Genomic DNA, 24,157 nt, shown 5'->3' with positions numbered 1-24,157 from the left:
GCTCTCAGGATGGTGCACAGATGGCAAGGAATCCGTCGATCACCACGCTCACCTCCCACCTCTCCGTCCCGCTCGGCGACCTCGACCCGGATGTCGCCGTCGCGGTGGACGCGGAGCTGCACCGTCAGCAGTCGACCCTCGAAATGATCGCCTCGGAGAACTTCGCCCCGGCCGCGGTCATGGAAGCCCAGGGCTCGGTCCTCACCAACAAGTACGCCGAGGGCTACCCGGGCCGCCGCTACTACGGCGGCTGCGAACACGTCGACGTCATCGAGCAGTTGGCCATCACCCGGGTCAAGGAACTGTTCGGCGCCGAGGCCGCGAACGTGCAACCGCACTCGGGCGCCCAGGCCAACGCGGCCGCGATGTTCGCGCTGCTGAAGCCCGGCGACACGATCCTCGGCCTCGACCTGGCGCACGGCGGGCACCTGACCCACGGCATGCGCATCAACTTCTCCGGCAAGCTGTACAACGTCGTGCCGTACCACGTGCGCGAGTCCGACCTGCGCGTCGACATGGACGAGGTCGAGCAGCTCGCTCTGGCGCACCGGCCGAAGCTGATCGTCGCCGGCTGGTCGGCCTACCCCCGCCGGCTGGACTTCGCCGCGTTCCGGCGGATCGCCGACGCGGTGGGCGCGTATCTGATGGTGGACATGGCCCACTTCGCCGGGCTGGTGGCCGCGGGCCTCCACCCGAGCCCCGTGCCCTACGCCGATGTCGTCACGACCACCACGCACAAGACCCTCGGCGGTCCGCGCGGTGGTGTGATCCTCAGCCGCGCCGACCTGGCCAAGAAGATCAACTCGGCGGTCTTCCCGGGCCAGCAGGGCGGCCCGTTGGAGCACGTCATCGCGGCGAAAGCGGTGGCCTTCAAGCTGGCGGCGAGCGAGGAGTTCAAGGAGCGCCAGCAGCGCACCCTGAACGGCGCCCGCATCCTCGCCGGCCGGCTGCTGGCCGACGACGTCGCCGAGGCCGGGATCACGGTGCTGACCGGCGGCACCGAAGTCCACCTGGTCCTCGTCGACCTGCGCAACTCCGCGCTCGACGGGCAGCAGGCCGAGGACCGGCTGCACCGCATCGGCATCACCGTGAACCGCAACGCGGTGCCGTTCGACCCCCGGCCGCCGATGGTCTCCTCGGGCCTGCGGATCGGAACCCCGGCCCTGGCCACGCGAGGCTTCGGCGACACGGAGTTCCGGGAGGTGGCCGACATCATCGCCGAGACCCTGAAGGGCGAGCAGCCCGATGACGAACTGCGTGCCCGGGTCGCGAAACTCGCCGACGCCTTCCCTCTCTACCCCCACCTGAACGGAGAAGCGGCATGACCACCGAGCCGCTGCCGGAGCATCCGGACTTCCTCTGGCGCAACCCTGAGCCGCGCTCCTCGTACGACGTCGTCATCGTCGGCGCGGGCGGCCACGGTCTGGCCACCGCCTACTACCTCGCCAAGAACCACGGCATCACCAACGTCGCCGTCCTGGAGAAGGGCTGGCTGGCCGGTGGCAACATGGCCCGCAACACCACGATCATCCGCTCGAACTACCTGTGGGACGAGAGCGCGGCGATCTACGAGCACGCCCTCAAGCTGTGGGAGCGGCTCCCTGAGGAGCTGGACTACGACTTCCTGTTCAGCCAGCGCGGCGTCCTCAACCTCGCACACACCCTCCAGGACGTCCGCGAGGGCGTCCGCCGTGCCAACGCCAACCGCCTCAACGGAGTCGACGCCGAGTGGCTCGAACCGGACGAGGTCGCCAAGGTGTGCCCCATCCTCAACGTCTCGCCCCGCACCCGCTATCCGGTCCTCGGCGGCACCTTCCAGCCCCGGGCCGGCATCGCCAAGCACGACCACGTCGCCTGGGCACTTGCCCGCCGGGCCGACGAGATGGGCGTGGACCTGATCCAGGGCTGCGAGGTCACCGGCTTCCTCAAGGACGGCGACCGGGTCGTGGGCGTCGAGACCAACCGCGGCCGCATCCTCGCCGGCCGGGTCGGCCTCGCGGCGGCCGGGCACAGCAGCGTGCTGGCCGAGCGGGCGGGCGTACGACTGCCGGTGCAGTCACACCCCCTGCAAGCCCTGGTCTCCGAGCTGCACGAACCGGTGCACCCCACCGTCGTCATGTCGAACCACGTGCACGTCTACGTCTCCCAGGCCCACAAGGGCGAGCTGGTGATGGGCGCGGGCGTCGACTCCTACAACGGCTATGGGCAGCGCGGCTCCTTCCACGTCATCGAGCGGCAGATGGCCGCCGCCGTCGAGCTGTTCCCCGTCTTCGCCCGTGCCCACGTGCTGCGCACCTGGGGCGGCATCGTCGACGTCACCCCGGACGCCTCCCCGATCATCGGTACCACCCCCGTCGGGAATCTCTACGTCAACTGCGGCTGGGGCACCGGCGGATTCAAGGCCACTCCGGCCGCCGGCTGGACCTTCGCCCACACCATCGCCACCGGCGAGCCGCATCCGCTGAACGCCCCCTTCGCCCTCGAACGCTTCACGACGGGCGCCCTGATCGACGAGCACGGCGCCGCGGCCGTGGCCCACTGAGGAGGACACCGTGCTGCTGATCACCTGCCCATGGTGCGGGCCACGTGACGAGACCGAGTACCAGTACGGGGGACAGGCCCACGTCCCCCACCCCGAGGCCCCCGCGGACCTCACCGACGAGCAGTGGGCCGCGTATGTCTTCTACCGCGACAACCCCAGGGGCCCCTTCGCCGAGCGGTGGATGCACAGCACCGGCTGCCGCCGCTGGTTCAACGTCCTGCGCGACACCGCCAGTTACGAGGTGCTCGCCGCCTACCGGCTCGACGAGCCCCGACCCGAACTGCCCCAGGCCGGAGGGAACCGATGACCGACCAGCACTTCCGGCTCGGACAAGGCGGCCGTATCGACCGCGACACCGTGCTGCGGTTCACCGTCGACGGGCGGGAGCTGACCGGGCACCCCGGTGACACCGTCGCCTCGGCGATGCTGGCGAACGGCCTCGTCGAGGTCGCCCCGTCGCTCTACCGGGGCCGCCCGCGCGGGATCGTCGCCGCGGGTGTCGAGGAGCCCAACGCCCTGCTGCAGCTGGTTGGTCCGTGCTCGGAGGGCATGCTCCCGGCCACGACGGTGGAGCTGTACGACGGGCTGTCCGCCACGACCCTGTCCGGGATGGGGCGGCTCGACCCGACTCCCGACCCCGCCGTCTACGACAAGAAGTACGTGCACACCGACGTCCTGGTCGTCGGCGCCGGACCGGCCGGGCTCGCGGCCGCCGCCGCTGCCGCCGGCTCCGGTGCCCGGGTGATCCTCGTCGACGACCAGCCCGAGCCCGGGGGGTCACTGCTCTCCGGCGCGCAGGCCGACGGCAAGTGGCCGGCGGACGTCCGCGCGGCACTCGACTCCGCCCCCGAGGTCGTCGTACTGCGACGTACCACGGCCTTCGGGTCGTACGACGACAACTACGTGCTGGCCCTGCAACGACGCACCGACCACCTCGGGGCCGACGCTCGCGAAGGCGTCTCTCGCCAGCGGCTGTGGCACATCCGGGCCCGTCAGGTGGTCCTGGCGACGGGCGCGCACGAGCGTCCGCTGACCTTCGCCGGCAACGACCGGCCCGGGGTGATGCTCGCCGCGGCCGTGCGTACGTATCTCAACCGGTATGCCGTGGCGCCGGGTTCGCGAGCCGTCGTGAGCACGACCAACGACAGTGCCTACGACACGGTCGCCGACCTGCACGCCGTCGGCGTCGACATCGCCGCGGTCGTGGACGCGCGCCCCGAACTGTCCGAGCGGGCGGCCGAGGTCGCCGTGGCGACCGGCGTGCGCGTGCTGACGGGCAGCGCGGTGGTCGACACCGCGGGGGACGGCCGGCTCACCGGCGTCACCGTCCAGGGCCTCGACGAGAGCGGTCAACTCACTGGTGAATCCCGGTCGTTCGACTGCGATCTGCTCGCCGTCTCAGGCGGCTGGAGCCCCGTGGTGCATCTGCACAGCCAGCGCCAGGGACGGCTGCGCTGGGACGAGAACCTGGTCGCCTTCGTCCCCGACGGCACCGTACGGAATCAGCAGGTCGTCGGTGCGGCGGGCGGAACGTACGACCTCGACGGCTGTCTGGCCGAGGGGGCGCGAGCGGGTGCGCTGGCCGCGACGGAGGCCGGGTTCCCGGTTCCCGTGCCGTCGCCCGACGAGGGGCGGTCCGGCATCGGCCCGATCCATGCCCTGTGGCTGGTGCCCGCCCCCGAGGGCGAACCCGGCACCTGGGACAGTCACTTCGTCGACCTCCAGCGCGATGTCACCGTCGCCGACGTCTGGCGCTCCACCGGCGCCGGCATGCAGGGCGTCGAGCACGTCAAGCGCTACACCTCGCTGGGCACGGCGAACGACCAGGGCAAGACGTCCGGCGTCAACGCGATCGGTGTGATCGCCGAGGCCCTGGGAGCGGGCGCGTCGCCCGGGGAGATCGGCACCACGGCCTACCGGGCGCCGTACACGCCGGTGGCCTTCGCGGCCCTGGCCGGGCGGGAGCGCGGCGATCTGTTCGACCCGGAGCGGACCACATCCATCCACAGCTGGCATGTCGCCCACGGCGCGGAGTTCGAGGACGTCGGGCAGTGGAAGCGCCCCTGGTACTACCCCAAGGCCGGTGAGGACATGGACACGGCCGTGGCCCGCGAGTGCCGGGCGGCACGTGAGGGCGTGGGGTTCATGGACGCCTCCACCCTGGGCAAGATCGAGATCTGGGGAGCGGACGCGGGCGAGTTCCTCAACCGCATCTACACGAACGCCTTCAAGAAACTGAAGCCCGGGATGGCCCGCTACGGCGTCATGTGCAAGCCCGACGGAATGATCTTCGACGACGGTGTGACCCTGCGCCTCGACGACAACCGCTACTTCATGACCACCACCACCGGCGGCGCCGCCGGGGTCCTGGACTGGCTGGAGGAGTGGTCGCAGACCGAGTGGCCCGAACTCGACGTCCACTGCACCTCGGTGACCGAGCAGTGGGCGACGATCGCCGTCGTCGGCCCGCAGTCGCGCCAGGTCGTCGCGGACCTGGCGCCCGATGTCGACCTGTCCGCCGAGGCGTTCCCCTTCATGGCGTTCCGCGAGACCACCCTGGCCTCCGGCATCCCGGCCCGTATCTGCCGGATCTCCTTCTCCGGCGAACTCGCCTACGAGATCAACGTCTCCGCGTGGTACGGCCTGGCCGTCTGGGAGCAGGTCCACGAGGCCGGGCAGCCGTACGGCATCACCCCGTACGGCACCGAGACCATGCACGTGCTGCGGGCCGAGAAGGGCTACATCATCGTCGGCCAGGACACCGACGGCACCGTCACCCCGCAGGACGCCGGCATGTCCTGGGTGGTCTCGAAGCAGAAGGACTTTGTCGGAAAGCGGTCCTATTCCCGCGCCGACACCTCCCGCACCGACCGCAAGCAACTGGTCGGCCTGCTTCCGAGCGATCGCAGCACCCGGTTGCCCGAAGGCACCCAACTCGTCGCGCCGGATGTGCCCGTCACCCCTGAGGCCGGGCCGGTGCCGATGCTCGGGCACGTCACCTCCAGCTACCGCAGCCCGGCCCTCGGCCGTCCCTTCGCTCTCGCCCTCGTCGCCGACGGGCGGGCAAGGATCGGCGAGACCCTCCTCGCCCCGGTGGGCGAGGACCTGGTGCCCGTCGAGGTGACCGACTTCGTCCTCTACGACCCCGAAGGGACCAAGCGAGATGGCTGAGCCGACCGAGGCCGACCCGGTGCGCCTGCGCCACAGCCCCCTGTCACATCTGGAGGACCGGATACGCGCCGCCACGGTCACGGGCGCCCGTGCCGTCGCGCTGAGCGAGCGGCCCTTCAGCACCATGGTGAACCTGCGCGTCGACCCCGCCGGCGAAGCGGCCGACCGCGTCGAGAAGGCCCTGGGGACACCGCTCCCTCGGCAGTGCGGCCGGACCACCGCATCAGGACCCCACACCGCTGTCTGGCTCGGCCCGGACGAGTGGCTCGTGCTGTCCCGGTCCGATGGCACCGCTGTGGCCGCCGAGTTGACGGAGGCCCTCGGAGGAGATCCGGGCTCGGTGGTGGACGTCTCGGCGAACCGCACCACGCTGGAGCTGACCGGCCCGGCCGCCCGGCAGGTGCTGGAGAAGGGCTGCCCGCTGGACCTGCATCCGCGGGCCTTCGGCCCCGGCCGGGCGGTGTCGACGACGGTGGGGCCCGTTGCCGTGCTGCTCTGGCAGGTCGACGACGTACCGACGTACCGCCTGCTGCCACGGTCCTCGTTCGCCGACTACCTGGCGCGCTGGCTCATCGACGCGATGAGCGAGTACCGCGGCCCGGAGGTGTCGTGATGGGCACGTCGCCGAATGCCGAGCACGTACTCACCCTCGACTGCCCCGAGGCCCCCGGCATCGTCCATGCCGTCTCGCGGTTCCTTCTTGAGCACGGCAGCGACATCATCGACAACCAGCAGTTCGGCGAGCGTCGCGACGGCCACTTCTTCATGCGGGTGCACTTCGCGACGCTCGGAGGCGAGAACACCACGGAGTCCCTGCGCCGCGACTTCGACGCCGTGGCCGCCCCGTTCGCCATGCGGTGGCGCCTCGAACCGATCAGCACCCGGCGTCGCGTTCTGATCATGGTGTCCCGCTACGGGCACTGCCTCAACGACCTGCTCTACCGCGCCCGCAGCGGCGACCTGCCGATCGACGTGGTCGCGGTCGTCTCCAACCACCGCGACCACGAGGCGCTCGTCGCCTGGCACGGCATCCCGTTCTTCCACGTTCCGGTCACCGCCGCGAACAAACCCGAGGCCGAAGCCCGACTCCTGGAGGTCATCGACTCGTTCGACGTCGACCTGGTCGTATTGGCGCGCTACATGCAGGTGCTCTCCGACGGCCTGTGCACCCGACTCGCCGGCCGGATGATCAACATCCACCACTCGTTCCTGCCGAGCTTCAAGGGCGCCAAGCCCTACCACCAGGCGCACGACCGTGGCGTCAAACTCGTCGGTGCCACAGCCCACTACGTCACCGCCGACCTCGACGAAGGACCGATCATCGCCCAGGAGGTCATCGACGCCGACCACAGACACACCCCCGACGACCTGGCAGCCATCGGCCGCGACGCGGAGTCGGCAGCCCTGGCCCGAGCGGTCCGCTGGCACTGCGAAGGCAGGGTGTTCGTCCAGGGCAGGCGCACGGTGGTCCTCCGCTGAGGGGCGTACGCCTCGGCAGCGGGAGGGTCGCCCGTGCGGACGTCACCGACGAGGCCTCGTAGGCGGCCGTCGGTCAGCGGGTGTGACGGCGGACCGCGTCCAGGAGTTGGTCGATGTCGTCCGCGCTGTGGGAGAAGGCGGTGACGAACCGCACGATCCCCGGTTCCCACCGGTCGTGGTAGAAGGCGTAGCCCTCGGCGAGGAGGCCGTCGGTGACGTGCTGGGGCAGACGGCAGAAGAGGATGTTTGCCTGCGGGGCAGCCAGCAGTCCGGTGTCGGGGATGGCTTTGAGGCCGTCGCCGAGCCGGGCGGCCATCGCGTTGGCCTGGCGGGCGTTGTCCAGCCACAGGCCGTCGGTGAGGTAGGCGTCGATCTGGGTCGTCTGGAAGCGCATCTTGGAGGTGAGCTGGCCGGCGCGCTTGGCGCGGAAGGCGAGTTCGGTGGCGATCGCGGGGTCGAAGGAGACGATCGCGTCGGCCGTCATCGCACCGTTCTTCGTGGCGCCGAACGACAGGACGTCGATGCCGGCCTTCCAGGTCATCTCGGCCGGGGTGGCGCCGAGGTGGGCCAGGGCGTTGGCGAAGCGCGCTCCGTCCATGTGGACCCGTAGTCCCGCGTCCTTGGCGATGGCGGACAGGTGGCGGATCTCGTCCAGGGTGTAGACGCTGCCGCTCTCGGTGGCCTGGCTGATGCTGAGTACGGACGGCTGCACGCTGTGCACGTCACCGGCCCGTCGGTGTACGGCCTTCGTCAGCAAGTCAGGGTCGATCTTGGTGTCGTGGCCCGCGACGTCGACGAGCTTGGCGCCGCCCGTGAAGAACTCCGGGGCGCCGCATTCGTCGTGGTTGATGTGACTGTCGGGGTGGGTGAGCACGCTGCCCCATGGCGGGGTGAGGGCGGCCAGGCTCAGGCCGTTGGCGGCGGATCCGGTGGAGACGGGGAAGACATCGACGTCCCGCTCGAAGATCTCTCCGAGCTTGCGGCGGGCGCTGTCGCTGTAGGGGTCGTTGCCGTACGGCAGGACCTGCCCGGTGGCCGCGTCGGCGACGGCCTGGGCTATCTGCGAGGACGCCCCGGCCATGTTGTCGCTGATGAAGGCGCGACCCGAGGGAGTGGTGGCGAGGGTGATGCTCATGTGGGGGAACTCCTTGGTACTCAGGTACTGATGGGGGAGGCGAAGACGACGGTGATGTCCACCTCCTCGGCGCCGGTGCGGTAGAAGTGCGGGGCGTCGCCGGCGAAGGCGAGCATGTCGCCGGGTCCCAGGTCCTGCGGGGCGCCGACGGGGCCGGCGGTGACGTACCCGGTGGCGATGAGCAGGTGCTCGATCGTGCCGGTGGCGTGCGGGACACCGGGCAGCTCCGTCTCTGGCGGAATGCGCAACCGCCAGATCTCCAGACTGTTTCCGCTGCTGATGCGGCGCAGCAGCTCCCGGGACACCTCGCCGGGCTCGGCGTCGGTGCCCGCCCGGAAGACCGGACCGGTGTCTGCATCGCGCGCCAGCAGATCGGCGATCGGGATGCGCAGGGCGATCGCGATCGCATCCAGAGTGTCGATCGTCGGATTGCCGTTGCCGGCCTCCAGCTGCGACAGCGTGGCCTTGCTCAGTCCGGCCCGGCGGGCCATCTCCGCAGCGCTCATGCCGCGCTGCTGACGGCGCAGACGGATCTTCGTGCCGACCGCGGCTGCGGTACTGCTCACCGGCTGGCGGCCGGACGGCGAGGGCACCATCAGCGACTCCTGATTGAGTGAACCATTCGTTCACTATATCAAACGCTCGTCCCGGCGAACCCTACGTTCACTTTAATGAACGATCCGCCCTCCTCCGGAATCGGGCGATCCACTCCGCGGTGGCTCCGAGCCCGCCGAACGTGTAGAAGTGCACCTTCAGATCGCCGTGGCGGACGGGGTCATAGCCGTCGCCGAGGGCGCGCAGGAACCGCTCGGGGCCGGTCGTGCCCATGAGGTTGGTCAGGGAGAACCCGTACTTCTTGGCGATGGAGGCGCTGGTGCCGACGCCGAAGCGGGCGGCGTACGCCAGCAGGCGGCGGACTCCCGCGGGCCCGGGAACGCCGATCCGGATCGGCTGGTCGACGCCCCACTTGCGTGTCTCCTCCACCCAGGTGAGGACGGCGTCGGCGTCGAAGCCGAACTGTGTGATGACGTCACCGGTCAGCTGCTGTGCCTGGAGCACCGCGTATTTGTCGGTCAGCGCCGACCGCAGTGCGCCGTCCGGGATGGCGGGGTGGCCTTCCGGGTAGCCGCTGACGCCGACATGGCGTACGCCGTTGCGCCCCAGCAGCCCGGTGCGGATCACGGCGAGTGCGTCCTCGTAGGGGCCCTCGGGGCGGGCGGGATCGCCGCCGACGACGAACACGTTCTCGGCGGTGCCGTCGGCCCGCAGCCCGGCCAGGAATTGTTCGAGGTCGTCCCGTGAGCGCAGGCGACGGGCGGAGATGTGCGGTACGGGGGTGAAGCCGAGCCGTTTGACGGCCCTGGCTGCGTCCAGGCGCATCCGCAGGTCCTCGTTGCCGAGGAACGTGATGTTGATGCGGGTGCCTGGCGGGATCGTGGCGTGGGCTTCCTCGAGTTTCGGGATGTCCTTGCCCGTCATTTCGAGGGAGAAGTCCTCCAGTAGCGATGTGCGTACCGCTGCCGGGGCCATGGAACCGGGGTTCATCGTGCTCCTTCGGTACGTGGCTCAGGCGCCCTGGCGGTACAGCGTGCGCGCGTGCTGGTTGAACGGTGCGGGCTGGACGGTGGCGCGGATGCGCGGGAAGCCGAGGTCGGCGTCCGGGGGAGTGCCCGGCCCGGGGTGCTCGCCCCACACCACCTGGACCTCGGTGCCCGGTACGGCGTACTCCGTGTCGACCAGGGTCAGCGACAGGACGCTCCCCACGGGGTCGATCATCGCGCTCTGCATGGTGGTGCCGACCATGCCGGTGGCGTTCTCCACCCGGTGGCGCGCGTACGTGAGCACGAATCCGGGATCCCGGCCGTCACCGATGACGTCCCGCACGTCGTCGGCGTCGAGGAGGAGGGTCACCTTCGTGCGGCGGACAGTGTCCTTCGCCTTCAACAGGGCGTCCCGGCCCAGGAATTCGTGGTTGAAGGAGATCATCTTGCCGTAGCCGAGCTCGTACGGAGATACGTAGTAGTCCTCGATGTCCTCTGAGAAGTAGCTGCCGTTCAGGGGGCGTTGGCCCTCGATACCGAACAGGGGGAGCTGCTTGCGGTATTCCGCCAGCTCCGGATCGGTGTAGATGCCGGGCACCGGCGAGGGGATCCAGCCGCTCTCCACACTCGGCGTCGTGTACGCCAGGGCGCCGACCTGGACCAGGCCGAGCGGTGCCCCGACCTCGAGGAACGTCTCATGGACGTACGCCGCGTGCTCCCAGGGGCCGATGAACTCGAAACCGGCCTGGCCCGCCATACCGTGGCGCAGCGCGCGGAAGCTCCGGCCGTTCAGTGTCACGGGCGTGGAGTGGAAGAACTTCGTCCGCGGCGGCGGCCCGCCGAAGACCCGCTCCACCACCTCCGCGGCGAGCGGGCCCTGGATCTGATAGCGGAACAGCTTCGGGTCGCGGCCGCCGGGGCGGAACGCGGAAGACGGGTCGGTGACGAAGGCGACGTCGTAGCCGCCCTTCTCCCCGTGGTACTGAACCCAGTGCTGAGCGGCCGGGACGCCGCTGAGCAGGTACCTGTGCTCGTCCTCGCGGGCGAGGATTCCGTCGGTGACGATGTCGCCGCCGGCCGTCACCGGGACGTACTGCTTCGCCTGGCCGATCGCGAAGTTCTCGAAGTTGTTGGCGCCGTGGTCGGCGAGCAGCCGGGTCGCGTCCGGGCCCTCGATCCACATGTCGTACATGTGGTGCGAGAGGTTGAGGAGGGCGACGCCTTCGTGCCAGGCGGCCTGTTCCTGCCGCCAGCCGGCGTACTCGCGCTCCACCACCTCGGGAGTCCAGGGCGCGGCACCCGGCTTCCACAGCAGCTTGATGGTCGATCCGGCCTTGTCGATGCCGTCCTGGAGGCTCGGGGTGGTCATGCGGCTCCCCTTCGTCAGCAGTTCACACGCCACTAGATCGATCTAGTGATGAAGCTAGCGGGACGGATTCGGTGTTGGCGAGAGCCGTACGGCGCATTCATTGGTTTCGTTCCGCGGGGCGCCGGTCCGCCGGAGGCTCATCGAAGAGACCGAGTTCGTCATCACCGGGGACCTCGAAGAGCTGTGCGTAGTCCTCGATCATCCCGCGGGTGATCGGGACTGTCCCTCTCCCACCCGCCGCGCTGCGGGCTTCGACACGGCGGCACAGTTCATCGATCGACGCCGAGAGGTAGTGCAGCTCCACGGGAACGCCGAGGCCACGCGCACCGAGACGCTTCTCTTCCCGCTCAGTGCGCGCCCAGAAGCCGAACTCCAGGATCACGGCCTGTCCCAGCCGCAACAGTTCCTGAGCGTGAGCCCAGAATCGCCTCTCGAGGCGATCACGCATCTCTACGTCGAACAAGCTGACGCCGAGATCCGCCATCCACTCGTCCGGGCACAAGCGCACTGCCGGCATCGCATGCGCGAGACGCTTGGCCAGCGTCGTCTTCCCGGAGCCAGGAAGCCCGCACAGCAGGATCAGCCTCGGTTCGGGCCTCGTATCCACCAACTGCCTCCAAGGCGCCGCACGATCATCACTCCCGCACATGCTGGCGCAGCCGAGCCGGCTCGCGGAAACGGTTTTCGCCGAGCCGGGCTGCCTACACTGGGCGTGCGGCACGGCGGGCGCAGCCTGGCGCATCGAGTGGTATCGGGGCAGGGTGATGGGCGGTTCCGGGAGAGTCACGCTGAACGACGTGGCTGCCGCCAGCGGCGTGTCACGCGCCACCGTGAGCTTCGTCCTCAACGACGACCCCAACCAGACGATCTCGGCGGCCACCCGCGAACGGGTACGTCAGGCCGCCCATGACCTCGGTTACGTACCTCACGGGCTTGCACGGGCACTGCGCGAGGGCGCCTCCCGGGTCGTCGTCCTCAACATCGACTGGGGCCTGGAGGGCAACTACTCCCGCAGCTACGTCCGCGGCCTCGACGACGAACTGGCCGCGCACGGCCATGTCCTGCTCGTCCGCCACGGACACCAGACCCCCCAGGAGACGCGGCGGGTGCTCGACGCGATCAGGCCTCGCGCCGTCATCCGCTTCGCCGAGCCGTACCTGACGGGCCACGAGCTGGAGGACCGTGGCGGCGGCTGGAAGGACGGCCTGGCCGCCCACTCCGCCCTACAGGTCCGCCACCTGGCCGAACGCGGCCACACGCACATCGCGCAGGCCCTGCCGGACGGTGAGAACCCGGTGGCCGAGGCCCGCCTGCGGTTCGCCGCACAGACCGCGGACCGTCTCGGCCTCGCCCCTGTCGTGTCCTTCATCGCACCCCGGCCGAGGACGGCGTGTGCCCGGGCCGTGGAGGAGTTCCGGGCCGCCCGTCCCGAGGTGACGGCGGTCGCGGCCTTCACCGACGACGTCGCCCTGCGCGCCCTCACCGCCCTCCACGATCTCGGCCTCACCGCCCCCGACGACCTGGCCGTCATGGGATACGACGACACCGAGTACGGAGCCTTGGTGACACCGGCGCTCACCACCATCCACATCGACGCCGAGGCCCACGGACGCCTCGCCGCCCGCACCGCTCTCGGCCTCGACACCTCGGGCCTCGAACCGGCGCCGGCCAGGGTCATCGTCCGTGACTCGGCCTGACCACGTTTTCGTGAGGCCGATGCATCCAGCCGCTGGTGCGCTCATCGGATGCTCGGGCTTGCAACCCGTACCCAGGTACGGGTTTACCGTCGAAGGTGTCCCCGGTTGCGGAGATGTCGAGGACGGGAGTGGGTGTGATGACCGATCTGGCGTGGGTGCCGCAGTCCTGCACGCTTCCCACCAGGGAGCGGCCCCTGAGGGTCGCGGAGTGGGATGCGCTGTTCGCGGAGCAGCTGACCTCGGTGTCCCGGCCCGAGCCGCTGCGTCTGCGTCTTGACCTGGCCGGCGGTCCGGGCGTCGTCGAGTGGGTTCGTGACCTGGTGGGGCGGGAGGGCGGCTGCTGCTCGTTCTTCACCTTTGCGGTCACCCCACGCGAGGACCTGGTCCACCTGGACATCTCGGTGGACCAGGCGCACGGGGAGGTCCTGGAGGCCATCGCCGTGCGGACGGACATCGCAGGGGAGTTGCGGTGAGCGCGGCCATGCGCAGCGGGCAGGTCGCCGAGGCGGCCGGCGTGAACATCCAGACGCTGCGTTACTACGAGCGGCGCGGTCTGCTGGCCGAGCCGAACCGCAGCAGCGGCGGGCACCGCCTGTACGGCGCGGAGGCGGTGACCGCGCTGCGGGTCATCAAGGCCGCTCAGCGCCTGGGCTTCACATTGGACGAGGTCGCCGAACTGCTGGAGGCCGGCCGCCACCGCCACGGTCGCCCGGCGGCCGGGTTGCAGGAGCGGGCGACGGCCAAGCTCGCAGAGGTCGACGCGAAGATCACGGACCTGACCACCATCCGCACCGCGCTGACCGCGGCCGTCGAGGCGGGCTGCGACGACCTGACCGTCTGCGCCTCGACGGAAGGCTGCCCCATCCCCTTCACCGGTCTCGCAGAACCGCTGTGCGTTCCTTGAGTGCCGTGAGCAGCGCGCGAGTTGCCAGGTTCGCTGCCGTGCCGGGAGCCGTGTAGGCGCCGATGTACCTCTTTGCCGTGGGGACCACGGTCAGCGCACGGGTGCCTTCGCCTTCCTCGACGGCGAGGGCGGGAATGAACGCGATCCCGACGCCCGCCGCGACAAGCGCCTGCATGAAACGGAAGTCACTGGACCGGCACACCACTTTGGGCCTGAGCCCCTGCGCGGAGGCCAGCGCGTCCAGGGCGTTCCCCGGCAGATCCCAGCCGTGGATCCACGGATCGTCGGCCACCGCATCGAGCCGTGCCGTGGAACGCCGGGCGAGTGCATGACCGATGGGCACGACCAGTCGCAACTCGTCCCGCAGCAGCGGGTGGTACTCGCACCGTCCGGCGACATGATCCCAACCCGCCGGCGGCTGCTCACTGTTGAAGTGATACACCAGCGCCACATCGGCGCTGCCGTCCATGAGCGCGGCGAGTGCCTGCGCGGGCTCGGACTCGATCACGGTCGTATCGACGTGCAGGTCCTGATTGAGCGCCGCAAGCGCGGGCGCGAGCAGGAATGCGCCCGCACTGGAGAACGTGGCGACGGTGAGCGAGGGCGGCCCCTCTTCCCGTAGCCGGGCGAGTGCCCGTTCGGCCCGGTGCAGTTCGCCGTGGACAGCGTCCGCCGTACGGAGCAGCGCCCGGCCGGCCACGGTGAGCGTGACACCCCGGGTGCTGCGCTCGAACAGCCGGGTCCGAGCGGCCCGTTCGAGCGCCGCCATCTGCTGCGAGACCGCCGAGGGAGTCAGGCGCAGAGCCTGTGCCGCCTGGGCGAAACTCCCCCGATGAGCGACCTCGCGGAACAGGGCCAGCCGATGCGCTTCGATCATCAGCTCTCCTTACGACGCGTTCAGCAATACCTTACTTCTGCTTACGGCACCGCGCTGTCAGCCTGGCTGAATGACCATGACCACGCGAGAGCGCTCCGGGGCCGGACTGGCTCTGGGAGCCGTGTGCCTCGTCGGAGGGTCCGTCGCAGCCGCGGGCCGGCTCCACGACTTCCCGCTCATCGGCGGGCAGGCCGTGCGTTACACCCTGGCCACGGTGTTCCTGCTCGTCTGGGCGCGCATACGTGGGCACACCTTCGTCCGTCCGACGCGCACCCAGTTGGTGTGGATCGTTCTGCTCGCCGCCATGGGCATGGCCGGCTACGGCGTTGTCCTCGTGTACGCCACATCACTGACGGCGCCGGGCAACGTCGGCATCGCCATAGGCGCGGCACCGCTGGTCATCGTCCTGGTCCGGTCCCTGCTCACCCGGACACGTCCATCGCGGACGCTGATCGGCGGTGCGCTGTGCGTGGCCGCCGGTTCCGCACTGGCCCAACTGTCCGCTCAGAGCGGAGTGCAGTGGAGCGGGCAGGGGTTCGTGTGGTCGTTTCTCGCCCTCGCCGGAGTCGCCTCGGTGACGCTGCTCGGCGCACCGCCCACCCAGGAGCTGGGGTCGCTGACCGTCACCACGTACGCCTGCGGGCTCGCGTCGGTGACGCTGTTCGCCGTCGCCTTGATCACGCGGGCCGTGAACGGGACGCCCGTACTGCGCCTCCCGACGGCCGTCGAGTTCTCGGCACTTGCCTTCCTCGCCCTCGGCGTGACCACCGTCGTCTTCCTCATGTGGTACGGAGCCATCGAACGCCTCGGCGCCGGCCGGACCGGACTGTTCAACGGGCTCGTCCCCTTCGCCTCCCTGGTCGCGCTGTACGTCACCGGATCGGGCACCGCCACCGTGAACCAGCTCGGGGGAGCCGCACTGGTCCTCTTCGGAGTCGCCTTCAGCCTCACCGAGCCGCGCCGGCGATCCCGGGGTCGGACGGCGTGCACTTCGGCTGCCCGCTCCTGTGTCGCCCGTGCACGAGTGAAGAGGGACCATGGGGGTAGCGAGCCAAGGAGGCGCGTCATGCAATCCAAAGCCTCTGAGTACGACCCCGGGATGTACGCTCGCACCCCCTCGCAGGCCGAAGGCGAACGCGACGACGCGGGTGAGCGCACCACGGAGCAGCACCCGGACGTGGCCAGGACCGAGCCGTCCCAGGCGGAGGGCGAGCGGATGGACGACGTCTAGGCGAGAAGGCCCCGCTCGTCGACACGCAGCCCCGGGCAGCGGGACTGCGGCACGCGTGCGCCTCCATGCCGGATTCCTCGCTCCGGTCGCCCGCGATCTGACTCTCCGTCAGTTCCCCGTATCTTCCCCCAGTGCCCACAGGTGAAGCGGCAACAGTGGTGCCGCAGCCCGCGATCAGGGCTTCGGAGCCGCAGCCTGCCGTCCCCTCTTCCCTGAGGACACCATGACTCCCACCCCCCACATCACCTCCCTCGACGTCGGTACGGGATATCTCGCCCCTTTCCAGCCCGCGTATCGTTCCGCACTCGAAGGATCCGGCACCGCGACGGTGGACATCGTCGTCCCGGTCTACAACGAGGAACGCGCTCTCCCAGGGTGCCTGCGCACTCTGCATGCGCACCTCTCCGACGGCTTCCCCTTTCCCTGGCGGATCACGGTCGCCGACAACGCCAGCACCGACGACACGCTCAAGGCTGCGTACCGGTTGGCGGACGAGCTGCCGGGCGTGGGTGTCGTACACCTGGAACGCAAGGGCCGGGGCCTGGCGTTGCGTACCGTGTGGGGCGCGAGTGAGGCGGACATCGTCGCGTACATGGATGTGGACCTGTCCACCGGCCTGGACGGTCTGCTCCCGCTGGTGGCCCCGCTGGCCAGCCGTCATTCGGACCTCGCGATCGGCAGCCGGCTGGCGCCGGGTGCGCGCACGGTGCGCGGGCCGCGGCGCGAACTCATCTCCCGCTGCTACAACGGGATCATCCGGCTCACCCAGGGGGTCCGCTTCACCGACGCCCAGTGCGGTTTCAAAGCGGCCCGCACGGAGGTGCTCCGGCCGCTGCTGCACGTGACACGTGACGACGCGTGGTTCTTCGACACCGAACTGCTGCTGCTGGCCGAGCACAACGGACTGCGTGTCCATGAGGTGCCGGTCGACTGGGTCGAGGACATCGACACCCGGGTGGACGTGGTGAGCACGGCGGCCGAGGATCTGCGGGGCCTGTGGCGTATGGCGCGGCTCAAGGCGTCCGGTGACGCCCGGGTCGATCTGCCGCGCCGCCCGGCACCGGCGGCCGAGCATCCGGACGCGGTGCTCGCGCCTTCCTCCCGGCGTTCGGTGCTGACCTGGGAGGTCGCGTGTTTCGCCGCGATCGGCGTTGCCTCGACCGCGGGACAGGCCCTGCTGTACTGGCTGCTGCGCGGCTGGTGGTCGCCGGCCGTCGCGAACCTGATCTCGCTGCTCGTCCTCACGGTGCTGAACACCGAGGCGAACCGGCGACTGACTTTCCGGCACTCCTCCGCTCGGCCCACGCTCGTCCACCTCGGGGCCGGGGGCCTGTTCCTCCTCGGATACCTGGTCACCTCCGGTGCCGTGCTCTGGTTCAAGCACCTCGATCCGGGCGCATCACCGGCTGCGGAGACTGTCGTCCTGGCGGCGGCCTCCGTCCTGGTCACCGTCGTGCGGTTCACCGTGCTGCGGTCCGCCGTCTTCCGCAGTCCCGCCCGACACAGTTCCTGACGAGAGTGAAATCCCCCTCCTCATGAGCAACTCCGCGCACCCGCTGTCCGTCGTGACCTCGGGACCTGACCGGCCCACGGATCGGTCCAGCCGCCCCCTGCCCGCCTGGTGGCCGCTCGCCGCCCTCGGCCTGATCCTCGTCCTGGCCGCCCTGCTCTACGGCTGGGCCCTCGGCTCGCTCGGCTGGGCCAACACCTACTACTCCGCCGCCGTGAAATCGATGGGGCAGAGCTGGAGCAACTTCCTCTTCGGCTCCTACGACCCCGCCGGCGTGATCACGGTCGACAAGCCGCCGGCAGCGCTGTGGCCGCAGGTGATCAGCACGAAGGTCTTCGGGCTGCACGGCTGGGCGATGGTCCTGCCGCAGTTGATCGAGGGCGTGGCCGCGGTCTTCGTCCTGCACCGCACGGTGCGGCGCTGGGCGGGGGAGAGCGCGGCACTGATCGCCGCGCTGGCATTCACCCTCACGCCCATCACCGTGGCGATCAACCGGGACAACAACCCCGACACCCTGCTCATCCTGCTTCTGGTGGCCGCGGCGTATGCCCTCACCCGCGCGCTCCAGGCCGAGGGCCGGGCCGCGGCCTGGTGGCTGTGTGCGAGCGGCTTCCTGATCGGGTGCGGGTTCCTCACCAAGATGCTCGCCGCCTGGATGGTCATCCCCGCGTTCGCCGTCGCCTGGCTCGTGGGAGGAAGCGGCGCCTGGATACCGCGAGTGCGGCGGCTGCTGGGCGCGGGAGCCGTCCTGGCGGCGTCCTCCCTGTGGTGGGTCGCGATGGTGGCCCTGTGGCCGGGGGACCGGCCCTACATCGGGGGCAGCGAGGACGGCTCGGCCTGGGATCTCGTGATCGGCTACAACGGGCTCGGCCGTGTCTTCGGCTCCGACAGCGGAGGCCAAGGCCGGGGCGGCGGCGGGGGATTCGGTGGCGGAGCGTTCGGCGGAGCCGCCGGCCCCGGGCGCCTCTTCAACGATCAGGTCGCAGGCCAGATCAGCTGGCTGCTGCCCGTCAGCGCCGTCGCCTTGGCGGTCGCGGTGGCCTGCGCGGTGCTGCGGCGGCGCGGCAGGCTGCCCGGCTCCGCCGTGCTGCCCGCCCAGGGGTGGCTGCTGTGGGGGACCTGGCTGGTGGTCTGCGCGGCCGTGTTCTCTACCCAGGAGGGAATCTTCCACCCGTACTACACCACTCAACTGGCCCCGGCGATCGCCGCTCTGTGCGGTGGCCTGACGGTTGCCCTGGTCCGGGCCCATCGGGCAGGACACCGCTGGCCGGCGTGGGTGGGGGCCGGCGCGGTGGCGGCAAGCGCCGCATGGGCCGGGGTGCTCATCCGGCGCACCCCGGACTGGAACGGCTGGCTGGTGTGGCCCGTGCTGCTGGCCGGTTGTGCCGCGATCGCTCTCCTGCTGCTCGCCCGAGGGCGGGGCCGCCTGCTGACGGTGGCCGCCGGGGCCGCGGTGGCCGCGGTGCTGGTGGCCCCGGGAGCGTGGGCGGTGAGTGTGCCCGGATCGACCAGTGCGATGGGCGGCTCGAATCCGACGGCCGGGCCGACGGTCCTCGCCTTCGGTGGGGGAGGGGGGATGCCGCAGCCCGGCTCCGGCGGCGGGAACCTGCCGTCGGGCCTGCCCTCAGGGATGCCCTCGGGAATGCCCAGTGGCGGGTCGGACGGCTTCGGGTCCGGCTCGGGCTCGGGCGGCCGCGGAGCCGGTGGGTTCGGCGGCGGTGCGGAGCTGACCGGCGACCAGCGCAAGATCCTGAACTACGTGGTCGAGCACGCCCCCGATGCACGGATCAAGCTCGCCGTCGAGGGCGGCGCCATGTCCACGAGCGCGTTCGTCCTCGGCAGTGACGAGACCGTCATCGGCATGGGCGGCTTCAGCGGCGGAGACGACGCGCCGTCCGTCGCGCAGCTGGAGAAGTGGACCAAGAACGGCGAACTGCGCTACATCTTGGGTTCGGACGCCGGCGGAGGTTTCCCCGCCGTGTCCGGCAGCCCTTCGCAGCAGCGTTCCGACTGGATCTCCGACAACTGCACCAAGGTGTCCGCTTCCGAGTACGGCGTTTCCTCGTCACAGCAGAGCGGTGGTGGGAGGGGATTCGGCGCCAACGTGCTGTACGACTGTGCCGCCGAGTGAGCCGAGGCGGCCGAACGCAGGACACCCATCACAGAACGGACAGACCGGCGTCATGACCGAGCGGGCCGCGGACCAGCCCCGGCGCAGGCTTCTCGTGGTGGAGGACGAACCCAGCATCCGCACGCTGCTGGAGTCCACCCTCCGCCTCACCGGGTACGACGTGCACAGCGCCGACACCGGCCGGGCGGCCCTGGTGGAGGCCGAGCGCGTCGCACCGGACCTGGTGCTGCTCGACGTGACGCTGCCGGACCTGGACGGATTCGAGGTGACCCGGAAACTGCGGGCGGCGGGAAACGACGTACCCGTGCTGTTCCTGACCGCCCGCACCGGCCTCGACGACCGGCTCACCGGCCTGACCGTCGGCGGAGACGACTACGTACCCAAGCCCTTCAGCATCGAGGAGGTGCTGCTGCGCATCGAGGCCATCCTGCGCCGCACCGGCGCTGCCCTCCCGCCGTCCACCGAGGAACGCGTGCTGAGCTACGCCGACCTGGAACTGGACGAGAACGCCCATGAAGTGCATCGCGCCGGCGAGTACATCCCGCTGTCGCCGACCGAGTTCAAGCTGCTCGGCTACCTCATGGAGAACGCCACGCGGGTCGTGAACAAGGTCCAGATCCTCAACCACGTATGGAGCTACGACTTCGCGGGCGACGCACGCATCGTCGAGACGTACATCAAATACCTGCGCAAGAAGATCGACCACATCGACCCGCCGCTCATCCACACCGTGCGCGGTGTCGGCTACTGCCTGCGGCTGCCCCGCGACCGGCCCGGAACGGGCGGCCAGTGAGAAGGCCTCGCCCGCGCCCGCCGAGGTCGCTGCGACGACGGCTCGTCCTGGGTGTGACGGCGCTGGCCACCGCGGCGGTGCTGGCCACGCAGGTGATCGGCTTCGTCGTACTGCGCTCGTGGCTCCTGGACCGGGTCGACCAGCAGCTCGCCGACTTCCATCCACCGGCGCGCGCCTACGCCGACGTACTCCGCAGCGACCTTCCCGACTCGGCGAGACTCCCGAACACGCTGCCCTCGGACTTCCGCGTGTACTTCTACGACCCCTCGGGCCGGCAGTCGAACCGCTCCATGGGCACGGGGAAGGACCCGGGGCCCCGGCTGCCCGTTTCCGCCGCCGACCTCGCAATGGACTACGAGCGGCCCATGACCGTTCCCGCCGCGGCCGGTGACGACAACTGGCGGGTGATCCGGTATGCCGGGCCGGACGGCATGAACGCCGTGGTCGCGTTGCCCCTGGACACCGTCGAGGGTGCCATGTCGCGACTCCTGTGGCTCGATGCCGTCGTGCTGGCGCTCGTGGTCGCCGCACTGATCGCGGTGGGGCGCTGGGTGGTCCGCCTGGGGTTGCTGCCGTTCACCCGTATGGAGCGCACGGCCGAGGACATCACCGCCGGCGCCCTCGACCTGCGGTTGCCCGACACCGACGCGCGCACCGAGATCGGACGGCTCGGCCGGGTGCTCAACACCATGCTCGACCGACTGCAACGCGCTCTGAAGGAACGGGAGGCGTCGGAGGCACGGATGCGGCGATTCGTCGCCGACGCGGGACACGAACTGCGCACCCCGCTCACCGCCATCCAGGGCTACGCGGAGCTCGCGCTACGCCCCGAACCGCGCTCAGCAGGTCAGCTCCAGGAAGCCAACCGGTACATCGCCCAGAGCGCGGAGCGCATGAGCCTGCTCGTCAACGACCTGCAACTGCTCGCTTCCCTGGACAGGGAGCCCTCCTACCGGCAGGAACCGGTGGATCTGCTGTCGCTCGCGGCGGACGCCGTCAGCACCGCGGCCCTGCACGCCACCACCCACCCCGTCGACCTCGGCCCGCTGCGTCCCCCGGACGGTTCCACCGGCACGGACGAGCTTGAACTCGTGGAAACCAGGGGCGACCCGCATCGCCTCCGGCAGATCGTCGAGAACCTGCTGTCCAACGCGCAGACCCATACTCCGCCGGGTACGGCCGTACACGTGCGGGTCGGTACCGCTCGCGCCGGCGCGGCCGGAGGAGCCTGCCAACCTGGCCGTACCGGTGTCTCACCGCCCCTGGCCGAGGGCACCGCGGTCAGCATCGTCGAAGTGGCCGACGAAGGGCCGGGACTGGCCGAGTACGACGCGGCCCACGTGTTCGACCGGTTCTACCGGGCGGACGTGTCCCGCTCGCGCGCGCACGGCGGCAGCGGACTCGGACTGGCCATCGCGGCCACCATCGCCGAGGGCCATGGCGGCCGCCTCGAACTCGACACCGCACCCGGTGAGGGCTGCACCTTCCGCGTGGTACTGCCCGGCGAGCCGCAGGCGTGACGTGACGCGGTGCGGTGGCCGAGGGCTCACACGGTCCGGGCCACGAGCAGGGCGACGTCGTCGTGGTCGTCGGGGTGGCGCAGCCCGTACAGCAGGAGGTCGCATGTCTCCTCGAGCGGCCGGTGCGCTTCGTCGAGGAAGCTGAGGAGGACGTTCAGGCGTTCGTCGATGGGGTGGAGCCTGGTCTCGACGAGGCCGTCGGTGTACAGGACCAGCAGGTCGCCGGGGCCCAGCTCGACCGTGGTCGTCTCGAAGGGGATACCGCCTACCCCGAGCGGGGCTCCGGGCGGCAGGTCGAGGAGTTCGGGGGCTTGTCCGGAGCGGACCAGCGCAGGCGGCATGTGCCCTGCGTTGGCCATGCGGCACTGTCGCGTCCGGGGGTCGTACACGGCGTAGAGGCAGGTGACGATGTAGTGCTCCAGATCGCAGGTGATCTTGTCGAGGTGCTGGAGTACGGAGCCGGGGGCCATGTCGAGGTCCGCGTAGGCACAGGTGGCCGTCCGTAGCCGGCCCATGGTGGCGGCGGCGTCGATGCCGTTGCCCATGACGTCGCCCACGACCAGGGCGGTCTTGTCGTCGGTCAGGGGGATGACGTCGTACCAGTCGCCGCCGACCTCGCTGGTGGCCTGGGCCGGCTGGTAGCGGGAGGCGAGTTCCAGACCCGTCTGGTGCGGCGGGTGGTCGGGCAGCAGGCTGCGCTGGAGGGTCAGGGCGGTGTTGCGCACACTCTGGAACCAGCGCGCGTTGTCGATGGCCACGGCTGCGCGGCCGGCCAGCTCACAGGCGAGGACGACGTCGTCCTCGTCGAAGGGGAGCGGGTTGCGGGTGCGCTTGAGGTCGAGAGCGCCGAGCACCTCGCCGTGGGCGATCAACGGCACGGCGAGATAGGAGTGCACGCCCGCCTGGGACAGGAGCACGGTGGCCTCGGCGTCGCGGGCGATGCGCGGCAGATCGTGGTCGCCGACATGGCGCACCAGGACCGGCCGCGCGGTGTGGACGCACAGGGTGACCAGGCGGTCACCGTCGTACGCGGCGAGGTCGCCGGGAGGGTCGGCGGCGCGCAGAGCCACCGAGGGGTGGGTCGCTTTGAGGGCGAGCGCGCGGAAGAACTCCGGGCTGTTGTCCGGTCTGCGCATACGGCGGCAGGCCAGGGCGGAGTCCAGGACGTCCACGGCGACCACGTCGGCGAGCGCTCCGGTGGCGACCTCGGCCAGTTCGCGGGCGGTCTGCTCCACCTCCAGACTGGTGCCGACGCGCGTCGAGGCGTCGGCGATCAGGGCCAGGCGTCGCCGGGCCCGGTCCGCCTCGGCGGCAGCGCGGTGCCGTTCGGTGACGTCGACGACCGAGGTGGCTGCGCCCAGGATCCGGCCACCGGGGTCCTCCAGCCGGTAGAAGGAGAGCGACCAGGCGTGCTCGTGGTCGGGGTCGGCCGGGGGGCGGCCCACGTGGTACTGGTCGAGCAGCGGGGTGCCGGTCGTGAGCACCTGACGCAGCGCGGACTCGATGGTGTCGATGTCGGGGAGGGGCAGGGTCTCCCGCATGGGACGGCCGATGTGGTCTTCTGCGGGTATGCCGTCGATACGTTCCAGCGCGGGGTTGACCAGGAGATACCGCAGATCCGGGTCCATCAGGGCCAGACCGATCGGGGACTGGTTGATCAGCCTCTCGCACAGCGCCAGGTCGGTCTCCACGCGCTGGAGCAGGGTGTGGTCGGCCGCTATGCCCAGCGCGTAGACATCTCCGAGATCGTCCAGCAGCCGCATGTTGCGGAACTCCGTCATGCGGGTGCTGCCGTCCTTGTGCCGGATGGGGAACGTGCCTGCCCAGCTCCGGCCGGTCTCCAGGACGTCCGCGAACAGCTTCGCCACGGCCTGAAGGTGCTCGGGGTGGATGAACAGTCGCGCCGCGTACATGCCGAGAACCTCTTCGGAGGTGTAACCGAAGAGCTCCTCGGCCTGCGGGGTCCAGAACACGATGCGCCCGTCGGCGTCGACGACCACCGCGGCCACGCTCAGGACATCCAGCAGGCCGGTCGGCCGGGGTGTCTCGGTGCGGTACTCATCACCCTCGGACGGGAAGGATTCGGCTGTCATCCCTGATCCCTCCTCCACCGGCCGGCAGGACGTGCCGGCCTCTGTCTGCCATCCCCGGGTTCCGCCTACCGGCCCTTCCATGCTCCCTCCGGCCCTCGGCCTTGGCGAGCAGTGCCTACCGCCGGGCCGTGCGCATCGGGCGGACGCGCAGGAACATAGTCGTG

21 protein-coding genes are annotated in these 24,157 nt (G+C 70.4%); 14 read left to right on the top strand and 7 right to left on the bottom strand.

The window, feature by feature from the left end:
* Positions 1-20 precede the first annotated feature (20 nt).
* The 6 genes from glyA to purU are packed head-to-tail and all read left to right on the top strand — an operon-like array spanning position 21 to position 7,192.
* On the top strand, positions 21-1,325 hold the full coding sequence (glyA, locus tag KCH87_RS02910) for a serine hydroxymethyltransferase (RefSeq protein ID WP_210583783.1): 1,305 nt from the start codon (positions 21-23) through the stop codon (positions 1,323-1,325).
* Complete coding sequence (locus tag KCH87_RS02905; protein WP_210583782.1) at positions 1,322-2,542, top strand: sarcosine oxidase subunit beta family protein; 1,221 nt, start codon at positions 1,322-1,324, stop codon at positions 2,540-2,542. The genes glyA and KCH87_RS02905 overlap by 4 nt, the downstream gene beginning before the upstream one ends.
* A gap of 10 nt (positions 2,543-2,552) precedes the next feature.
* Positions 2,553-2,849, top strand: coding sequence for a sarcosine oxidase subunit delta (locus KCH87_RS02900; RefSeq protein ID WP_210583781.1), 297 nt, complete (start codon positions 2,553-2,555; stop codon positions 2,847-2,849).
* Positions 2,846-5,713, top strand: a complete 2,868-nt coding sequence (locus KCH87_RS02895; RefSeq protein WP_210583780.1) for a sarcosine oxidase subunit alpha family protein — start codon at positions 2,846-2,848, stop codon at positions 5,711-5,713. The genes KCH87_RS02900 and KCH87_RS02895 overlap by 4 nt, the downstream gene beginning before the upstream one ends.
* Complete coding sequence (locus tag KCH87_RS02890; protein WP_210583778.1) at positions 5,706-6,326, top strand: sarcosine oxidase subunit gamma; 621 nt, start codon at positions 5,706-5,708, stop codon at positions 6,324-6,326. Before KCH87_RS02895 ends, KCH87_RS02890 begins: the two co-directional genes overlap by 8 nt.
* Positions 6,326-7,192 carry a formyltetrahydrofolate deformylase gene (purU, locus tag KCH87_RS02885; protein WP_210583776.1) on the top strand — a complete coding sequence of 289 codons (867 nt, stop codon included), beginning with the start codon at positions 6,326-6,328 and terminating at the stop codon, positions 7,190-7,192. Before KCH87_RS02890 ends, purU begins: the two co-directional genes overlap by 1 nt.
* Before the next feature lie 73 nt (positions 7,193-7,265).
* On the opposite strand, the gene KCH87_RS02880 is transcribed toward purU, so the two are convergent.
* From KCH87_RS02880 to KCH87_RS02860, 5 genes are all read right to left on the bottom strand, one after another.
* Complete coding sequence (locus tag KCH87_RS02880; RefSeq protein ID WP_210583775.1) at positions 7,266-8,327, bottom strand: low specificity L-threonine aldolase; 1,062 nt, start codon at positions 8,325-8,327, stop codon at positions 7,266-7,268.
* A 20-nt stretch (positions 8,328-8,347) separates the two neighbouring features.
* Positions 8,348-8,923, bottom strand: a complete 576-nt coding sequence (locus tag KCH87_RS02875) for a helix-turn-helix domain-containing protein (protein ID WP_210583773.1) — start codon at positions 8,921-8,923, stop codon at positions 8,348-8,350.
* Positions 8,924-8,990: 67 nt separating this feature from the next.
* Positions 8,991-9,872, bottom strand: coding sequence for a methylenetetrahydrofolate reductase (locus KCH87_RS02870; protein WP_210583771.1), 882 nt, complete (start codon positions 9,870-9,872; stop codon positions 8,991-8,993).
* 21 nt (positions 9,873-9,893) lie between these two features.
* Complete coding sequence (locus KCH87_RS02865) at positions 9,894-11,237, bottom strand: aminomethyltransferase family protein (RefSeq protein ID WP_210583769.1); 1,344 nt, start codon at positions 11,235-11,237, stop codon at positions 9,894-9,896.
* 97 nt (positions 11,238-11,334) lie between these two features.
* A complete protein-coding gene (locus tag KCH87_RS02860; protein ID WP_308298734.1) occupies positions 11,335-12,066 on the bottom strand; it encodes an ATP-binding protein in 732 nt (243 codons plus the stop codon).
* Here KCH87_RS02860 and KCH87_RS02855 point away from each other — a divergent pair.
* The 3 genes from KCH87_RS02855 (at position 12,035) to KCH87_RS02845 (ending at position 13,838) form a co-directional block, all read left to right on the top strand.
* Entirely contained in the window at positions 12,035-12,934 is a 900-nt protein-coding gene (locus KCH87_RS02855; protein WP_308298733.1) for a LacI family DNA-binding transcriptional regulator, read from the top strand. The two genes, KCH87_RS02860 and KCH87_RS02855, sit on opposite strands and share 32 nt — an antisense overlap.
* 137 nt (positions 12,935-13,071) lie before the next feature.
* The gene (locus KCH87_RS02850) at positions 13,072-13,407 is read left to right on the top strand and encodes a hypothetical protein (protein ID WP_210583765.1); all 336 of its coding nucleotides are present in this window, start codon (positions 13,072-13,074) and stop codon (positions 13,405-13,407) included.
* The gene (locus tag KCH87_RS02845; RefSeq protein WP_210583764.1) at positions 13,404-13,838 is read left to right on the top strand and encodes a MerR family transcriptional regulator; all 435 of its coding nucleotides are present in this window, start codon (positions 13,404-13,406) and stop codon (positions 13,836-13,838) included. Before KCH87_RS02850 ends, KCH87_RS02845 begins: the two co-directional genes overlap by 4 nt.
* Here the strand turns inward: KCH87_RS02845 and KCH87_RS02840 are convergent.
* Positions 13,804-14,715, bottom strand: a complete 912-nt coding sequence (locus KCH87_RS02840) for a LysR family transcriptional regulator (protein ID WP_210583762.1) — start codon at positions 14,713-14,715, stop codon at positions 13,804-13,806. The genes KCH87_RS02845 and KCH87_RS02840 overlap by 35 nt on opposite strands.
* 70 nt (positions 14,716-14,785) lie before the next feature.
* Here KCH87_RS02840 and KCH87_RS02835 point away from each other — a divergent pair, with 70 nt between their 5' ends.
* The 5 genes from KCH87_RS02835 to KCH87_RS02815 all read left to right on the top strand — a co-directional run bounded on the left by KCH87_RS02835 (position 14,786) and on the right by KCH87_RS02815 (position 21,900).
* Entirely contained in the window at positions 14,786-15,946 is a 1,161-nt protein-coding gene (locus KCH87_RS02835; RefSeq protein WP_210583760.1) for a DMT family transporter, read from the top strand.
* 223 nt (positions 15,947-16,169) lie between these two features.
* Positions 16,170-17,459 carry a glycosyltransferase gene (locus KCH87_RS02830; RefSeq protein ID WP_210583758.1) on the top strand — a complete coding sequence of 430 codons (1,290 nt, stop codon included), beginning with the start codon at positions 16,170-16,172 and terminating at the stop codon, positions 17,457-17,459.
* A 22-nt stretch (positions 17,460-17,481) separates the two neighbouring features.
* Positions 17,482-19,587, top strand: coding sequence for a glycosyltransferase family 39 protein (locus tag KCH87_RS02825; RefSeq protein WP_210583756.1), 2,106 nt, complete (start codon positions 17,482-17,484; stop codon positions 19,585-19,587).
* 52 nt (positions 19,588-19,639) lie between these two features.
* Entirely contained in the window at positions 19,640-20,380 is a 741-nt protein-coding gene (locus KCH87_RS02820; RefSeq protein ID WP_210583754.1) for a response regulator transcription factor, read from the top strand.
* On the top strand, positions 20,377-21,900 hold the full coding sequence (locus tag KCH87_RS02815; protein ID WP_210583751.1) for a cell wall metabolism sensor histidine kinase WalK: 1,524 nt from the start codon (positions 20,377-20,379) through the stop codon (positions 21,898-21,900). Before KCH87_RS02820 ends, KCH87_RS02815 begins: the two co-directional genes overlap by 4 nt.
* Positions 21,901-21,926: 26 nt before the next feature.
* Here the strand turns inward: KCH87_RS02815 and KCH87_RS02810 are convergent, their stop codons facing one another.
* Complete coding sequence (locus KCH87_RS02810) at positions 21,927-23,993, bottom strand: SpoIIE family protein phosphatase (RefSeq protein WP_210583749.1); 2,067 nt, start codon at positions 23,991-23,993, stop codon at positions 21,927-21,929.
* Between the last annotated feature and the right edge of the window lie 164 nt (positions 23,994-24,157).

This window comes from Streptomyces sp. GESEQ-35, from assembly GCF_017948485.1.
In the GTDB taxonomy this organism is placed as follows: domain Bacteria; phylum Actinomycetota; class Actinomycetes; order Streptomycetales; family Streptomycetaceae; genus Streptomyces.
The sequence above is the reverse complement of the archived record's forward strand: the minus strand, read 5'-3'. Positions and strand labels throughout refer to the sequence as shown.

Bases quoted from the DNA above. Each gene is read 5' to 3' on its own strand.
- KCH87_RS02820 (WP_210583754.1), top strand. From the start codon at position 19,640: ATGACCGAGCGGGCCGCGGACCAGCCCCGGCGCAGGCTTCTCGTGGTG.
- KCH87_RS02865 (WP_210583769.1), bottom strand. From the start codon at position 11,237: ATGACCACCCCGAGCCTCCAGGACGGCATCGACAAGGCCGGATCGACC.
- KCH87_RS02895 (WP_210583780.1), top strand. From the start codon at position 2,846: ATGACCGACCAGCACTTCCGGCTCGGACAAGGCGGCCGTATCGACCGC.
- KCH87_RS02830 (WP_210583758.1), top strand. From the start codon at position 16,170: ATGACTCCCACCCCCCACATCACCTCCCTCGACGTCGGTACGGGATAT.
- KCH87_RS02875 (WP_210583773.1), bottom strand. From the start codon at position 8,923: ATGGTGCCCTCGCCGTCCGGCCGCCAGCCGGTGAGCAGTACCGCAGCC.
- purU (WP_210583776.1), top strand. From the start codon at position 6,326: ATGGGCACGTCGCCGAATGCCGAGCACGTACTCACCCTCGACTGCCCC.
- KCH87_RS02905 (WP_210583782.1), top strand. From the start codon at position 1,322: ATGACCACCGAGCCGCTGCCGGAGCATCCGGACTTCCTCTGGCGCAAC.
- KCH87_RS02840 (WP_210583762.1), bottom strand. From the start codon at position 14,715: ATGATCGAAGCGCATCGGCTGGCCCTGTTCCGCGAGGTCGCTCATCGG.
- KCH87_RS02870 (WP_210583771.1), bottom strand. From the start codon at position 9,872: ATGAACCCCGGTTCCATGGCCCCGGCAGCGGTACGCACATCGCTACTG.
- glyA (WP_210583783.1), top strand. From the start codon at position 21: ATGGCAAGGAATCCGTCGATCACCACGCTCACCTCCCACCTCTCCGTC.
- KCH87_RS02810 (WP_210583749.1), bottom strand. From the start codon at position 23,993: ATGACAGCCGAATCCTTCCCGTCCGAGGGTGATGAGTACCGCACCGAG.
- KCH87_RS02835 (WP_210583760.1), top strand. From the start codon at position 14,786: ATGACCATGACCACGCGAGAGCGCTCCGGGGCCGGACTGGCTCTGGGA.
- KCH87_RS02880 (WP_210583775.1), bottom strand. From the start codon at position 8,327: ATGAGCATCACCCTCGCCACCACTCCCTCGGGTCGCGCCTTCATCAGC.
- KCH87_RS02825 (WP_210583756.1), top strand. From the start codon at position 17,482: ATGAGCAACTCCGCGCACCCGCTGTCCGTCGTGACCTCGGGACCTGAC.
- KCH87_RS02850 (WP_210583765.1), top strand. From the start codon at position 13,072: ATGACCGATCTGGCGTGGGTGCCGCAGTCCTGCACGCTTCCCACCAGG.
- KCH87_RS02890 (WP_210583778.1), top strand. From the start codon at position 5,706: ATGGCTGAGCCGACCGAGGCCGACCCGGTGCGCCTGCGCCACAGCCCC.